Consider the following 15,444-nt stretch of genomic DNA (forward strand, 5'->3'; position numbering starts at 1 on the left):
ATTCTCTTGTGCAATCTCTTCAAGTGTCTTGTCTGTCTCTGCAAACTCCTTAGCTAATCTAAGTTTGAACTCAGGATCATAACTCTTGCCTCTCGGATGCTTCATCCATATTCACCCCTTCTTAGTCTACTATTCCTAACTTACTTGTCCAATTCCCCTGGGGGGTGAATACGTGACCAAGAACGAGGAACAGATCCTTGCACTGGAACGAATAACAGGTTTCCTCGGCCAACGGCGGACCAGTTCCTGTGATCTGTCCTACCCCCAACCCGCCATCCGCAACCTCGGTAATTTTCTCTCCCTCCTGGCGAAGCCAGCCTTGCGTCCGCCGATGTTCTTTCGGCGCCTTGCTTCAACAGACTGGCTTCTAAATTCCCGTCTTCTCGTGAGCGAAGCGAACTCTCGATGCTTCTTATTGGTCTCGCAAAGCCGAAACTGGTCTGTGCGAACAGACAGTCTTCAAAATCGCCTCCTGCCGAAGGCAGCCTTGCGTCCCCGGATGCTTCTCCGGGCATTGCGACCTGGCGAAGCCAGCCTTGCGTCCGCCGATGTTCTTTCGGCGCCTTGCTTCAACAGACTGGCTTCTAAATTCCCGTCTTCTCGTGAGCGAAGCGACCGTCTCTACCAGCTCTTTCTCTTCTTCTCTCCATCTTATCGATCAATGTTGAACTGATCTTCCCAGCGATCAGCTTTCATGAGGAAAGTCCAGTCCTTCATTCAAGATCCTTAACAAGTCATTCTTCAGTACCGGAAGACTATCCTGAACTGTTTTCCAGACGATCTCTAGATCTGTCTCAAGGTAGTCATGAATAAGCACATCACGCGTTCCGGCGATTTCCTTCCAGGGAATGTTTGAATGTGCTGTTCGAAATGAAGGAGGTATTCTCTTAACCGTTTCACCAATCAATAGTAAGGCGTACAGAACTGAGTAGTTGATTGATCTATTGTGCTCAAACTCGTCAAAGGACACTCCCTGGAGAAAAACCTCGATCTCTCCAATGAGCCTTAGGATCTCTTCGATATGTTTCTCAGCGTCATCTGGTCTCATGATATGTATTTGACCTCGCATAAGACCCGATCTTCATAGTCTTTTCTTAGTGCTTTGCGAGTTACCAGATCGACACGCTTTTCAAGCAATGATGCGAGATCGTTTTTAAGCCTTATGAACTCGAATAGATCAGGAGTCTGCTCGAAATCGACAAGAATGTCGACGTCGCTGCTTTCAGTCTGTAAATTTCTCGCGTAGGAACCAAAGACTCCTATGGTTTTCACCTTGTACTCCAATTTAAGCTCTGATAGCTTTCCGGAGAGCTTTGAAAGAATATCTTCCAGAGTGTTCATACTGTTCCTCCACAATTAACATTGTTCTAGGCCAATTATAGCATTGGCGGACTTATGTCCCGCTTCGCGGGGAAAGAGCCGCTGAAGGCTGAACGCTGATGAAAACCACGTTGACCGTCATCGGTTCTCCGTCCTCCGAGGAAAACTCGTTCTTCGTTCCAGAGCGAGGACCTGTTCTTCGTTCTTGGTTAAGCCGAGAAGAAGATCGAAAACAAGATTCAGTATTCGAGTCTGAAATGATTGCCTTAGGTTATTCAGAGAACATCGCATCCCGTGATGCTTAACTTGTTTCAAAATACTGCTCTCAAGGTTTTTCGAACCTGCAACCTCGGTACTTCAAGACCAGATCCCGTGCAGACCCATCACGGGATGACCCTGAACAGGGACTTTTCAGGGCAGGCTCCTGAACAGGAGCATTTCAGGGCAGGCTCATTGGGGCAGGCTTTCAGGGCAGGCTTACGGGTGATGAAGTAAAGAGTTTGTACGAGTGACATGGGGTGATAGCCTTCTTTTGCATTGCGTCATTCTGAGATGATCCCGCTCAGAATCTCGCTCTTCTTGTGAGTGAGCGAACGTCTCGACCATGCTCTTTCTCGAATGATCTTTTCGAAGGAGGGTCCTCGCTCTTGGACAGCCGATGGAGAACCGTGTTTCACAGCACTTGGCGCTCAAGTGAGGATTAAGGTACCAGCATTAAAAAACGAAGGATCTCCCTATCGGGAGACCCTTCAACGTACTTTAGGTATCACTTGAGGAACTTAGAGTGGCAGCCCCACGGGGAATCGAACCCCGACCTTCGGACTGAGAATCCGGTGGACTAGCCGTTATCCTATGGGGCCGAACAGAAATAATATTATCATGGTCTCCGGCTTTTGTAAACACCCCTGCTTAAGAGATATAATCATTTTGAGGAGGTGTTTCGGTGTTTATCAGACGGTGGTTTTCTCCAGGGGCTAAGGCGAACGTTGTGATATGTCATGGAATAGGTGAGCATAGCGGAAGATATGAAGGTTTTGCTTCTTATCTAAGCGAAAAGGGATTTGGTGTCTTTGCGACGGACTTTGCCGGCCACGGAATGCAGGCCGGAACGCGCGGCTTCATAAAGTCTTTTACAGATTTCATTTCGGCGGTCAGGCAGCTTACTGAAGGAGTGAAAAGGATCCAGCCGGATCTCCCGGTCTTTCTTTTTGGCCATAGTATGGGAGGGCTTATTGCTACCAGGGTTGCCGAGGAGTATCCAAATTCTTACAGAGCTCTGGCTATAAGCGCACCCCATCTCTTTTCAGCGAAGGACTCCGTGAAGAAGTTGCTGCCGTTGATTTCGGTTGTCAGAAGAGTCGCGCCGAAAACGACGTTCAGTAGTTCGTCGCGTTTTACTCCATCGGATCTTTCGCATAATCAAAGGGCCGTGGAGAGATATGTAGATGATCCGTATGTTCATGACAGGGTATCGCCGAATCTCTTCTTTGGGCTTGAAGATAGTATCGATCTTGCAATGGCCAATGCGAACAAAATCAGAATTCCTACTCTGATCGTATATGGTTCTGCAGACAGGGTTGTCGATCCCGCTGGGGCACAGGAGCTCTACAAGAAGATAGAGTCAGAGAAGAGAATAATTGAGATAGCCGGTGGAAAGCACGAGATGTTTGCAGATGAAGAGAGGAAGCCTCAGTTCTTCGAGGCAATCTCATCGTTCTTCTCAGAGCATATCTGAGTGAATTTCGAGCCAGCGCTTTGAGACTTTTACATCATGTCTGATCTGTTCTATCAAGTCGTCGAGGGATTCGAATTTAAGCTCGGGCCTTATGAATTCGAGGAGCTCCAGCTCTAGATTTCTGTCATAGAGGCTGCCCGAGTAATCAAAGAAGTAGATCTCGTACTTCACCTCTTCGGAAGTGTTTATTGTCGGTCTGAATCCAATGTTTAGCAGGCCGAAGTAGTCTCTTGAGTTGATCTGCGACTTGACAATGTAAACTCCCGACTTCGGTGTTACCAGCTTTTCGTCTCCCCTGCTTATGTTTGCTGTGGGAAAACCGATTTTCGAACCGAGCTGTTTGTCCTTGTACACTTTTCCCCGTATAGAGTACTTCTTCCCCAGGAGAGTGTTAGCCAATCCGATATCACCTTTGACAAGGCTCTCCCTTATCCAGCTACTGCTGACTCTTCTTTCGTTATGAAGTGTATCGTGAACTACTACAACGCCGAAATCCATCTCTTTGGAAAGTCTCTCCAAAAGATCGACGTTTCCCTTCGCACCGCTTCCGAATGTGAAGTCTTTACCTACTACAAAGGCTTTTACGCCCTGCTTCACAAGGCCCGAGATGTATTTCTCCGGCTCAAGGTATCTTATCTCGGCCATGTTGGCAGTAATTACTCTCTCTATACCTGTTGCCAGGATAAGCTCCAAACGCTGGGCAACAGGATAGATGATGCCGGGAAAATTGGGGAAGTAGTATCCCCAGGGATAGACGATTGATATAGCTGTGCTCTGCATCTTAAGGCTTTCTGAAACATCTACCGTTGTTTTCATGATCGCTCTATGCCCAAGATGTACGCCATCGAAGTTACCTATACAGGCTACATACATTTCATGCACCGAGAACCTTCACAAGTTTGGCCACTCTTTCTTTGGAGTCTTTCGCGATAAGCGTCTTCAAGAATGAGGAGGTGCGCTCGGATTTGGCCACTGCGATAAGCCGCTCGTCGCTTCCAATTATCCTGATAATCTCGTCTTTCTCGAAGTGCCCTAAGATGCCGGCAACTCCGTTAGCATGGATCTGATTACCTAGTAACACCTTGCTGCTTTCGGACTCGCTGAGGAGAAGACCGGGCAAAAAATCCACTGCTTCCTCCATTGGGATTACGGAGATCTGCGAAACATCATCTATACTGTATGAGTTGTCTACCGAGAATCTGCCCTGCGAAATTCGACGGAGGTTAGTGGTTGTCGCTCCACAGCCAAGCTTGTAGCCAATGTCCATGACTAGCGATCTTATATAAGTTCCCTTCGAGACCCTTGCGGTGAAGGTGACCTTGTTCTGTGAGAGAGTTATGTGTTCTATTGAGTGAACCTTCACAGATTTCGGCGGAAGGTTTATGATCTTCCCCTCTCTAGCTAGTTTGTACAATCTTTCTCCGTTGTGCTTTTTTGCAGAGTATGCAGGCGGCACCTGCAAATACTCTCCTTCGAACGACTTCAAAACCGAAGTTATGTCGTCAATCGAGATCTCGGGAACTTCTCTCTCTTCAACTGTCTTTCCTGTGATATCGAAGGTGTCGGTTATCCTCCCCAGTTCAAGCTCCGCTCTGTATGTCTTATCCATTTCAAGGAAATACTCGAGCAATCTGGTTCCCTTTTTGATTCCGGCAATCAGAAGTCCGCTTGCAAAAGGGTCAAGTGTTCCCGCATGACCGATCTTCTTTGTATTCAGTTTCTTGCGAAGAAGGTTGACAACATCGTGAGAGGTTACACCAACGGGCTTGTCAACGAGTATTATTCCGTCACTCATTATTCGGCTCTTTTTTCTCCTTTTCGATCTGTTCAAGCAACTGTGCTACCCTGAGGCTTGCCTCAATTCCAATATCTTCCTTGAAGCGTATTTCGGGAGCTTTGAATAACCTGATATTCTTTGCAATAGCCGTTCTGAAGATCCCCTTGTCTTCATTCAGCTTCTCAACGAGTTTCTTCTTTCTATCGTCAGGACCCATCAAGCTGACGAATATCGTTGCGAATCTCTTGTCCTTGCTGAGTTCTACCCTAACAATGGAAGTCATTCCAAGCGAGTCGTTGTGGCCTGTGTAAGATGATAGAGCTACTGTGAGAACCTTCATTATCTCTGACTCCAGCATCTCTTTTCTGTAAGTGCTTGCCATAGCTCTCACCTCCTTGATAATTATAACCTAGAAAGCGAGTTCGGGAAGATGCCGGATTGAAATGAAAGCATTGCTAAGTTCCCCAGGGACGGAGGCCCGGAGGATCGTCCGGGGAAGTGATGCTCGCTGCACGACGAAGTAAGGCCGACTTCGGCAGGAGGAGAGGCCGACACGTCTGGAAGCGTATGACAGTTCACCGTCAATGGGTCTCCGTTTCCGAGTGGACCGTGAATGTAACTACAAGTCTTGAGGTTTAACCTTGTCGATTCGTAATGAAGTTATAATCTTTATTGACTAATAATTAGGAGTGGTTCCATGCATTCAAAGAACAGAATAGTACTTCTAATAGTTGTAATGTTGTTTGCCGCTCTTGGTTTCTCGCTAACTATCTGCATCGACCCCGGTCATCAGAAGGAGGCCGACCTAACTCATGAGCCGATCGCTCCCGGTTCCGAGACAACAAAGGCGAAGGCTTCCACGGGGACTCGCGGCGTATCAACGGGAATCCCCGAGTATGTTTTCAATCTGGAATTGTCGTTCATGCTGAGGGATAGGCTTCTTGAGGAAGGGTACGACGTCGTGATGACCAGAGAGAGCCATGATGTCAATTTGAGCAATATCGAAAGAGCGAAGATCGCAAATGAGGGTAATGCGGACTTATGTATTCGTGTTCATGCAGATTATAGCTCTGATAATTATCTGAAGGGGTTCATGCTGATTATTCCTTCTTCATCGTCCAAATACACTGCACCGATCTACGAAGAGAGTAGGAAGGCTGCCGAGAAGATCCATGCGAGCTTGCTTCAAATAAGCGGGATCAAGTCTCTCGGAATCAGAGTTCGTGACGACATGACGGGGTTCAACTGGTCTGAAGTTCCCGTGCTGATTTTCGAAGCTGGGTTCATGTCAAATCCCGAAGAAGATGTCCTTCTCTCTACCAGTGATTACAGAGAAAAGCTTGTTGAGGCCCTGGTTACGGGAATCGCAGATTATTTCCTCACCAAGTAAGTATCGTTCCTAAAATCGAGGCACTTCGAGCAAGCCCAAAGAAGAAATCTATGCAAATAACCATTATAAATAAAAATTGCTGCCCTTTTCGAGGGCAGCGAAGCGGTCTGAGGGTTACTTCAGCAATTAGATTATACAACTTTCTTTTCGATATTCCAAGTCAAAGGCAGTCCTGTAATCAATTTCGACCCCTTGACAAGCCTCTATTTTCCCCTCCCCATAGTGATAGCAGTCTCTTTCATCTTTCTGTGAAGGGAGTCGATGTCTCTAGGGAAAGCCAGTACTGCAGTAAGAAGCACCAGTCCGCAAGGAAGCCAGAAGAGCGCGGAAACGTTCATTGCGACTCCCAGCGAGCCTACTGCCGTAGCCAGGGTTCCTGCAAAGAACTGCCCAAATCCCGTTCCGAGAGAATCTGTCAAGTTGAAAACCGAGAATATCCTTCCCCTGTTTTCCGGGGGATTGACATTCATCAGCATGGTCTTCATGTTTGGTCCGGTCATAGACGCTGAAGCGGCAGCCACCATTCCAAGCGCTCCCAGCATTATGAAGCTGCCGGCTCCCTCAACTGGAGGGAAGTTCAAGGCCAGGAGAGCCACGAAAGTACCGATTATTGTCGTTATTCCACTGAAGAGAGGCATGTATGACGGCTTCTTCTTATACAATAGACCGCCGACAAGACCTCCGAAGAATATTCCAAGCACGTTTCCGACTCCAAAGAAAATGAAAATCAGAGTGGCCGATTCCTTTGAGAGGTTTTTCGAGGTTTCGAAGTAGTTCACAAGATAGTACGGTATCGCTCCCCAGGGAATCGTTCCCAAAATACCCTGTATGAAGAGAATCAGATTCGTCTTCACTTTGAAGAGTTCCTTGTAGTCAGACAGTCTAACTTTTCCGATGTAATTTATCCCCTGATCCACGAGTTCGCCGACAGCCACTTCGGCGGCTCCTCTCTTTGGTTCTTCAGCGAACAGGAAGAATAGGAACGCGAGGACAATGTTCGGAAGAGATACGATGATGAAGGGCGTTCTCCAGCCAAGAGATGTGCCGGTGAAGCCGGCAATTACCATCCCTACAATGGCTCCCAAAGATATTGCCGTAGAGAGGAAGGAATTGACCTTTGCTCTCTGAGACTCTTTGAAAGCATCTCCGGCGTACGAAAAGACGACTGGAAAGAGAGCTCCTACCCCGATCCCCGTCAAAGCCCGTGTAATGAAGAGCTGAGGGAAAGTCTGCACGAAGGCAGACAGGAAGCATGGGATCTCGCCCACCAAAACGCTGAATAGCAGAAGGTGTTTTCTACTGTACTTGTCTGCCAGGAAGCCCCATAGAAGTGAAATGAGGGCGCCGACGATAGTGAATGAACCCTGGATGAGGCCAATGTCTGCTTTTGTTATTCCAAATTCGGTCTCGATTTCCCCGATGTTCGGAGACATGACCATCTGGTCCGCGTTTAGAAGGACCATCATGAAGAGCATAAGAAAGAGAACGAAAGTCGCCTTTCCCTTTTTCATTTACATCCCCCCGGTCTACTGAAGTTCGTCTCTTAGGTTTGTGAACTCCTGTATAAAGGAATCGTTATCTCTCCACTTTTCTCTTACCTTGACAAAGAGATCGAGGAAGACTTTCTGGTCGAATATGTATTCGAGATCCGTCCTCGCTTCAGTGCCGATCGTTTTGATCATCGAGCCGCCCTTGCCGAGAATTATCGGTTTCTGACTGCTCCTCTCTACGATTACATCGGCTCTTATTTTCAGTATACTACCTTCGTCTTTGAACTCCCGAACAACAACTCCCACCGAGTGGGGGATCTCCTGTCTGGTGTTCTGCAGAACCTTTTCTCGAATTACTTCCGATGCCATGAATCTGGAAGAACGATCAGTTATCAGGTCTTCGGGGAAAAGCATCTTTCCCTCTGGAAGAAAGTCGAAGACATCTTCAATTATCTCTTTAACACCATCTCCGCTCTTAGCAGAGATTAAAAAAGTCTTTCGAACGTTTTCGAAAAGCTCTTCGGCCTTTGCTTTGAAGTCCTGAATAAGCCTTTCGTTTTTGTATTCATCAATCTTGTTGATGGCGAGAAAGACAGGAATTCTGCTTTGATTAACATGATTGGCAACGAGTCTGTCCGACTCGCGAAGCCCGTCCGTCGGGTCGACTATAACCAGCAGAAGATCCGATCCGGCCAGCGATGAAGTCGCGACTTTTAGAATGTATTGTCCAAGTCCGTGAAGAGGTTTGTGAATTCCGGGCGTGTCGTAGAAGACGATCTGGCCCTCACCAGTCGTTAGTATTCCGCCTATCCGGTTTCTCGTTGTCTGCGGTTTATCGGAGACGATAGCAATCTTCTCTCCGATAATGGTGTTTATCAATGTGGACTTTCCCACATTGGGCTTTCCCACTAAAGCAACAGTCCCGGACTTCACCGACGCTTCACGCTCTCTCTTCTTCGAGAAGCAGCGAGAGATCGCCTATCTTCAAGAAGAGCTGATCTAGGGATTTGAGGAAGCCTAGTCTGTTGAGGCGGATATCTTCCTGTTCGGCCATAACAAAGACATCGTCGAAGTATCTGTCTATGTGAGGCTTAAGAGATGTCAGTAACAGGAGCGATTTCTCGAAATCGTCGCGCTCGAGCGCTTCCATTACATCGTCGAAGCATTTCAAATAGTTGTTCAGTAAGTCACGTTCGGCCTGCTCGACGAACTTAGAACCGTCAAAAAAGTTGCTCGAATGACCTCTGCTTATATTGTGGACCCTTTGATAAGCTACTAGAAGATCTGTAAAATCCTCCTTCTTTACATACTCTGAGATCGCTTCGGCCGCGCGAACTCCGAGATACGGGAACCTCCACCACACCTTCACCGATCGTGCTATGTTCATCGAGAAGCCCTTCTCAAGAAGGAACGCTTCGAATCTGTTAGAGAAGAAGTCGGTGATGGCATCAAGTGTTTCACTATTCACCCCGGCAAGGGCACTGGAAGCTTCTTCAATTAGACCGAGAAGATCGAGTTTCCATCCGAGATGATGCATTGTCTTGAATATGAAAGAAGTCTTTCTCCTCAGAGCGTAGGGATCCTTCGATGCAGAGGGTATGTTCCCTATCATGAAATTACCGACCAAAGTATCTATACGATCGGATATACCGGTTACGGCACCGGCCAGAGTTGCCGGAACCACATTGTCACGGTAGTGCTCCTCTATTCCAGTACAGACGTCGGGATCTTCGCCGGACAATTCAGCGTAGATTCTTCCCATTATCCCCTGAAGCTCCGGAAACTCCTGCACGACTCTTGTGGTTTGATCTGCTTTCGCAAGAAGAGAGGTTCTCTTAACCTCCAGCAGTTCTTCTCTCTTGGCTCCGAGTTTCTTAGAGATCGCTTCTGAAAGTGCTATCGTTCTGTCGGTCTTGTCCTTCAGAGTGCCGAGCCCTCGCTGAAAGAGGATTCCTTCCAATCCGTCTACGTAGTTCTCGATCGGTTTCTCTTTGTCTTTCTCGAAGTAGAAGAAGGCGTCTTCGAGCCTTGCGTTTATAACTTCCTCGTACCCTAATCGAATGTTTCCCAGCGGATCATCTGGTCCGTCTTGAAAGGCAACAAAGCCGTTAGTCAGCTTGCCTTCTTTGTAGACCGGGAAAGTTCTCTGATGGTGCTTTATAGTTACGATGATTACTTCAGGCGGGAGTGAGAGATACTTCTCCATGAAGTTTCCCAGAACTGCCGTTGGGTATTCTGTCAAAGAAACGACTTCGGCAAGCAGTTCTTCATCAACAGGAATCTGGCTATTAATATCCGACTCAATTCTTCTGATTTCAGAGAGAGTTCTTTCTTCTCTGTCGCTCTCTTGAGCGATCACCAGAGCATCTCTCAAATTCTGAAAGTAATTCTCAGGCGATACTTCAACTTCATCGAAGAAGAAACGGTGTCCCCTGGACTTGTTTGACGATCTCTTTCCGAAGAGCTCCATATCGAGGATTTCGGAGTCAAGCATAGCAACTATCCACTTGACCGGCCTCACGAATCTATAAGTTCCGTCTCCCCAACGCATCGGCTTCTTGAAATCCAGCGATCGCAACATATCTGAGAAGATCTGAGGCAAGAGTTCTCTGGCAGTCTTTCCCCTTATATGTCTCTCTACGTATACATATCCGTCTTCAATACTCACTTCGTCAAGCTGAGAGTTACTTCCCCTAAGAAATCCAAGGAGCGCCTTGGTCGGTTCGCCGTCCCTATAGGCGATCTTCTCTGACGGGCCTTTTCTCTTTTCCACAAAGTCCGCCTGACTGGATTCTATGTCTCGAATTAACACTCCGAATCGCCTGCTGGCAACGAAGATCTCGATTCCTCCATAACCCAAACGATTACTCTCGAGAGACTTCTCTATTCTCTCTAAGAGCTGTTTTCTCATTCCTTGAACCTCACTTGAAGGAAGCTCTTCAATTCCGACTTCAAGCAGTGCCTTATGATCATTCATCTGAATTGGTCTCCTTGGCTACATATGCTTCGGCAACTGTTTTTGCCATCTCTCTTATAGATTTGATGTAGCTCTGACGCTGAGATACGCTGATGGCATTCCTGGCGTCAAGAAGATTGAAGGCGTGAGAGCACTTGATCATATAGTCGTAAGAAGGTCTTACAAGTCCGTTTTTCATGCATAGATCGAATTCTTCGCGATAGAATCTGTAGAGATCGAAGAGCCTGGAAGTATTTGCCACATCGAAATTGTAGGCCGAGAACTCTTTCTCGTTCTCCAGGAATACATCTCCATATTTGAACTCTTCATTCCAGTCTATATCGAATATGTTCGCTTTCTTTTGAAGATACATTGTGATTCTTTCAAGCCCATAGGTGATCTCGAGAGAAACGAGGTCTACGTCGATTCCGCCAACCTGCTGGAAATACGTGAACTGACTGACCTCCATTCCATCTAACCAGACCTCCCAGCCCACTCCCCAGGCTCCGAGAGTCGGAGATTCCCAGTTGTCTTCCACGAATCGAATATCATGTTCCACGGGGTTTATTCCGAGGGCTTCAAGAGAACCGAGGTAAAGCTCCTGAGAATTCTCAGGGTTGGGCTTGATAATCACCTGATACTGGAAATACCTCTGAACCCTCATCGGGTTTTCACCGTATCTACCGTCTGTGGGTCTTCTGCTTGGTTGGATGAAGGCGACTTTCCAGGGCTTCTTGCCCAGCGATCTTAGGAATGTCGAGGGATGAAATGTTCCCGCACCCATTTCCAGGTCATACGGCTGGTCGATTATGCACCCCTGACCGGACCAGTACGAGTTAAGTTTTATTACTACGTCCTGTAAGTACATCGTTCCCTCCTGAAATGGTAATCTATTCAATTGAAATCAGGTAGTAATAGTATGGTTGTCCACCGCTGTGGATTTCGAATTCAAGATCCGAGAAGTTTCCTGAAAGAGATTCAAGGAGCTTCCCGGCAGTTTCCTCGGAGACTTCCGATCCGTAAAAAATCGTGACCACTTCCTTGTCGGTGTCTTTGCCAAGAGCGATCTTAATCGAGTCATGGACAAGCTTCTCGAGCTTCCTGCCCGAGCTTATCAAGCCTTCTCTTCCTATCGCGATGTATTCACCCTTCTTTATCTTCTTTCCTTTCATGCTTGAGTCACGCACGGCATATGTAATAGAGATCGGAAAAACTGCTTCGGCCGATTCTTTCATCTCGGCAATCAACGACTCGGTTTCCATCTCGTCGTTATAGACGGTCATAGCCGCTATCCCTTCCTGAACGGTGCGTGTAGGGATGATGTAAACCTGCTTTTCGGGGTTGTCGTCGTGAATTGCATTCGCCGCCTCTTTTGCGGTAAGAATTATGTTTGGATTGTTCGGAAGCACTATTACCTTGTTGGCCGTAACTCGGCTGATAGCTTCGTAAAGATCCTTCAAACTCGGATTCATGGTCTGGCCGCCCTTTACTGCAAAATCAACTCCAAGACTCTTCAGAACATCTGCCAGGCCGTCTCCAGGCGAGACCACAATGACTCCGTGATGTTTTCCGTTGCCGTACATCTCGGGCCCTCTAGACTGGATGTCAACTACATGTTCATGCTGGACCCTCATGTTATCTATCTTCACTTTCTGAAGAAAACCGATTCCCAGAAACTTCTCGATTACATCTCCGGGATGATCTGTGTGTACGTGAATCTTTATCAGTTCATCCTGGTGAACCATGACGATTGAATCGCCCATCTCTTCAAGGTATGCCTTCATTACTTCCGAAGTTTCTTCGGGGTTCTCGGAGTCGTTAAGGTTGACTATCAGTTCTGTACAGTAAGTGAACTTGAGTTCTTCCCTTACGATCTCGACGATTCGTTCAGTTGAAGAACCCATTGCCTGCGGCATTTGCTGAATAGGCCCTTCGAGTTCCAACTCGCCCTTTATTGCCAGCAGAAATCCTTCGAATATGTGAGCCAATCCCTTTGCTCCAGAATCTACTACTCCAGCTTCCTTTAGTTTAGGCAGGAGGGTCGGTGTCTTCTCCACCGTGTCAAAAGCCACTTTGATAAGATTCTCGAAATACTCTTCGAAATCTTCAATGTCTCCGTAATGCTCGTTGGCAGTCTCTGCGGTAACCTTCACAACTGTAAGCATCGTACCTTCAACCGGTTTCATTACGGATCTATAAGCGACTTCTTTTGCTTTTTGCAGGCCCTCGGTGAAGGCCTTTGTGCCAACAAACTTTCTGTTTCCGATTCCCTCGGCGAATCCTCTGAATATCTGAGATAGAATAACACCGGAGTTCCCACGGGCACCCATCAACATGCCGGTCTTGACCGCTTCCAGAACGCTCACCAAATCATCTTTCTTCAATCTATCGAGATACTCGCATGCCTCTATCATAGCGGCCGCCATATTCGATCCAGTATCTCCGTCTGGAACAGGAAAGACATTAAGCGCGTTGATCTCATCTTTATTTGCCAGAAGTCGTTCAGCGGCTTTCTGGAAGGCGGCGACAAAAAACTTGCCGTTGATACGTTTCATCTCTTTTGCCTCCCATCAATCCTGCAAGCCGACAACGTGAATATTCACCTTTATATTGGTTGCTTCAGTAAGCTCCTTCAGCTTGTGAAATACATTTTCCTGGATGTTTTCAACGACTGTGGGAATTCTTACTCCGTACTCGAGAATCAAATCGATGTCTATCTCAAGCGTGCCGTCGATCTCCTCGGTTACTTTGATTCCCTTTCTGGAATCCTCTCCCGTGCCGAAAAGCTTTGTCAAAAAGCCCGTTTGGGGCGATCCGACGTTCACCGGTCCGTAAGACTCAGATACAACCTTTTTGACTATCGAAGATATCGCCTGAAGAGAAATATCGATCTTACCGAATTCTGTAGTTACTTGCATTCTTTTCACCTCTCAGTTTAGAGATTCTATTCTCTATTCCCCTGGCATCTAGCCCCAGCTCATTCAATACCTCTTCCCTTGTGCCGTGAGAAGAGAAACGGTCCTCAATTGCAATAATATCGATTCTACCATTGTAATTCTGCCTAATAGCTTCAAGTGCTACGTTGGAGCCGAAGCCCCCGCTCTTTATTCCCTCTTCAACCGTCACAATCAGGTCGTAATCGGCAAAGATTTGTCCTAGAGCCGCTTTGTCGAACGGTTTTATTGATCGGCAGTTATAGAGTGCATATCCGTTCAAGAGAGCGGCCTCCCTGCTCCTGGAAACCATTGCTCCTGTTGCAAGAATGGCGGCTTCCTTTCCGTCGATCACCTTTTCCCACTTGAACAGCTCTATCTTCCTCAGGTTCGAGAGAATCTCGTCGATGCTCTGGAGTTCCGTCTCTCTCGGATATCTAATCGCAGTGGGATGGTCCATCCATTTCTCAGCGAAGAGAGTGAAGATCATGTTCGCCAGTTCCTTAAGGCTCGAAGGTGCAAGAATTTGCATATTTGGAATCATCGAAAGGAAAGCAATATCGAAGATTCCGTTATGGGTCGGTCCGTCCTGCCCAACTATTCCTGCCCTGTCTACTGCGAATAGCACCGGCAGATCCTGAAGGGCCACATCATGGATCAACTGATCCAAGGCTCTTTGCAAGAAAGTCGAATATACTGCAAAGACCGGCTTCGTCTTCGCTGCTGCCATCCCTGCGGCGAAAGTGGTGCAAAGCTGCTCCGTTATGCCAAGGTCGAACAATCTGGCAGGATATTTTTTCGCAAACTCTGCCAGTCCCGTTCCGTCTGGCATTGCGGCGGTTATTGCCGATATGGAAGGATCTTCCTCCGCAAGCTCTGTCAGGACCTTTCCAAAGACCTCGCTGTAAGAAAGTTCGCCGCTGTTCGAGATCTTTTCTCCACTATCCGGGTCGATCTTGCTGACACTGTGGAACCTGGTAGGGTTGCATTCTGCATACTCAAGACCTTTGCCTTTTTTTGTGACAACATGTACCAGGAAGGGTTCCCTGAGCTGCTTGACTGCCGAAAACACGGCCTCCATCTCCTGGAAGTCGTGGCCTTTAACCGGACCAATGTAGTTTAGCCCCATGTCTTCGAACAAGTTTCCGCCTAGAATTGAGGCCTTCAGGCCGCTCTTGATTTTCGACAGGAACTGCTCCAGGCTTACCAGTTTCATCGCTTCAAGGGTGTTCTTGAGATCGCCCTTCATTTCTCTGTACACAGGATTGAGTCTCAGTTCGGCAAGAGAAGACGAAAGACTCCCCACATTCTTTCCGATACTCATTCCGTTATCGTTAACGATCACCTTTATCTTCGAGCCTATGTCCTTCATCTGATTCAAAGCTTCCAGTGCCATTCCCGAAGTCAAGGCCCCGTCTCCGGCAACAACAACGACATTCCTTGAGCTTCGGAATATGTTATCTGCCTGCTCTATACCCATTGCGGCAGGAAGAGCCGTGCCTACATGGCCGGCACCGAAGAAGTCATACGGACTCTCAATCCTGTTAAGGAAACCGCTAACTCCACCCTTCTTCCTCAAGGAGCCAAAGGAACCGTATCTCCCCGTAAGCAGCTTGTGAGTATATGCCTGGTGTCCCGTATCCCATATTAAGACGTCTTCATCGGGATCAAATATTCTATATAACGCAATTGTCAGCTCGACGGTACCCAGGTTGGAAGCCAGATGACCTGTGTTAGAGGAAACTACTCTCGTTATCGTGTCACGAATTTCGCTGGCAAGAACCTCCAGCTGGGCATAGGAGTAGTCTTTTAGTCGCCTGAATAGTGGCTGTTCATTCATCTG

The 15,444-nt window shown here is 47.4% G+C and carries 14 protein-coding genes and 1 tRNA gene; 2 read left to right on the plus strand and 13 right to left on the minus strand.

The window, feature by feature from the left end:
* Nucleotides 1–685: 685 nt before the first annotated feature.
* The 3 genes from RJ60_RS04225 to RJ60_RS04235 form a co-directional block, all read right to left on the minus strand.
* Nucleotides 686–1,048: a DUF86 domain-containing protein gene (locus tag RJ60_RS04225; RefSeq protein ID WP_180979903.1), complete on the minus strand. Its 363-nt coding sequence runs from the start codon at nt 1,046–1,048 to the stop codon at nt 686–688.
* Nucleotides 1,045–1,341, minus strand: coding sequence for a nucleotidyltransferase family protein (locus RJ60_RS04230; RefSeq protein ID WP_099831076.1), 297 nt, complete (start codon nt 1,339–1,341; stop codon nt 1,045–1,047). Before RJ60_RS04230 ends, RJ60_RS04225 begins: the two co-directional genes overlap by 4 nt.
* 764 nt (nt 1,342–2,105) lie before the next feature.
* A tRNA-Glu gene (locus tag RJ60_RS04235) sits at nt 2,106–2,180 on the minus strand.
* 83 nt (nt 2,181–2,263) lie between these two features.
* On the opposite strand from RJ60_RS04235, the gene RJ60_RS04240 reads away from it, so the two are divergent.
* Nucleotides 2,264–3,055: an alpha/beta hydrolase gene (locus RJ60_RS04240; RefSeq protein WP_103134098.1), complete on the plus strand. Its 792-nt coding sequence runs from the start codon at nt 2,264–2,266 to the stop codon at nt 3,053–3,055.
* On the opposite strand, the gene ribF is transcribed toward RJ60_RS04240, so the two are convergent.
* The 3 genes from ribF to rbfA are packed head-to-tail and all read right to left on the minus strand — an operon-like array spanning nt 3,041 to nt 5,214.
* Complete coding sequence (ribF, locus tag RJ60_RS04245; RefSeq protein ID WP_258006174.1) at nt 3,041–3,928, minus strand: riboflavin biosynthesis protein RibF; 888 nt, start codon at nt 3,926–3,928, stop codon at nt 3,041–3,043. The genes RJ60_RS04240 and ribF overlap by 15 nt on opposite strands.
* A gap of 1 nt (nt 3,929) precedes the next feature.
* Nucleotides 3,930–4,850, minus strand: coding sequence for a tRNA pseudouridine(55) synthase TruB (gene truB, locus RJ60_RS04250; RefSeq protein WP_103134100.1), 921 nt, complete (start codon nt 4,848–4,850; stop codon nt 3,930–3,932).
* Nucleotides 4,843–5,214, minus strand: coding sequence for a 30S ribosome-binding factor RbfA (gene rbfA / locus RJ60_RS04255; protein WP_103134101.1), 372 nt, complete (start codon nt 5,212–5,214; stop codon nt 4,843–4,845). The genes truB and rbfA overlap by 8 nt, the downstream gene beginning before the upstream one ends.
* A 315-nt stretch (nt 5,215–5,529) precedes the next feature.
* On the opposite strand from rbfA, the gene RJ60_RS04260 reads away from it, so the two are divergent.
* A complete protein-coding gene (locus RJ60_RS04260; RefSeq protein WP_103134102.1) occupies nt 5,530–6,222 on the plus strand; it encodes an N-acetylmuramoyl-L-alanine amidase in 693 nt (230 codons plus the stop codon).
* A 203-nt stretch (nt 6,223–6,425) separates the two neighbouring features.
* Here the strand turns inward: RJ60_RS04260 and RJ60_RS04265 are convergent, their stop codons facing one another.
* The 7 genes from RJ60_RS04265 to dxs are packed head-to-tail and all read right to left on the minus strand — an operon-like array spanning nt 6,426 to nt 15,441.
* The gene (locus RJ60_RS04265; protein ID WP_103134103.1) at nt 6,426–7,733 is read right to left on the minus strand and encodes an MFS transporter; all 1,308 of its coding nucleotides are present in this window, start codon (nt 7,731–7,733) and stop codon (nt 6,426–6,428) included.
* Between the two features lie 15 nt (nt 7,734–7,748).
* Nucleotides 7,749–8,645 (minus strand): GTPase Era, encoded by an 897-nt coding sequence (era, locus tag RJ60_RS04270; RefSeq protein WP_103134104.1) that lies wholly within the window; start codon nt 8,643–8,645, stop codon nt 7,749–7,751.
* A gap of 7 nt (nt 8,646–8,652) precedes the next feature.
* Nucleotides 8,653–10,689 carry a glycine--tRNA ligase subunit beta gene (gene glyS / locus RJ60_RS04275; protein ID WP_103134105.1) on the minus strand — a complete coding sequence of 679 codons (2,037 nt, stop codon included), beginning with the start codon at nt 10,687–10,689 and terminating at the stop codon, nt 8,653–8,655.
* Entirely contained in the window at nt 10,682–11,536 is an 855-nt protein-coding gene (locus RJ60_RS04280; RefSeq protein WP_103134106.1) for a glycine--tRNA ligase subunit alpha, read from the minus strand. The genes glyS and RJ60_RS04280 overlap by 8 nt, the downstream gene beginning before the upstream one ends.
* Nucleotides 11,537–11,558: 22 nt before the next feature.
* Nucleotides 11,559–13,223, minus strand: a complete 1,665-nt coding sequence (locus RJ60_RS04285) for a DAK2 domain-containing protein (RefSeq protein ID WP_103134107.1) — start codon at nt 13,221–13,223, stop codon at nt 11,559–11,561.
* Nucleotides 13,224–13,238: 15 nt separating this feature from the next.
* On the minus strand, nt 13,239–13,586 hold the full coding sequence (locus RJ60_RS04290) for an Asp23/Gls24 family envelope stress response protein (protein WP_014730630.1): 348 nt from the start codon (nt 13,584–13,586) through the stop codon (nt 13,239–13,241).
* Nucleotides 13,561–15,441 carry a 1-deoxy-D-xylulose-5-phosphate synthase gene (gene dxs / locus RJ60_RS04295; protein ID WP_103134108.1) on the minus strand — a complete coding sequence of 627 codons (1,881 nt, stop codon included), beginning with the start codon at nt 15,439–15,441 and terminating at the stop codon, nt 13,561–13,563. The genes RJ60_RS04290 and dxs overlap by 26 nt, the downstream gene beginning before the upstream one ends.
* Nucleotides 15,442–15,444 lie beyond the last annotated feature (3 nt).

The sequence above is a fragment of the Mesotoga sp. B105.6.4 genome (genome assembly GCF_002896535.1).
Taxonomy (GTDB): domain Bacteria; phylum Thermotogota; class Thermotogae; order Petrotogales; family Kosmotogaceae; genus Mesotoga.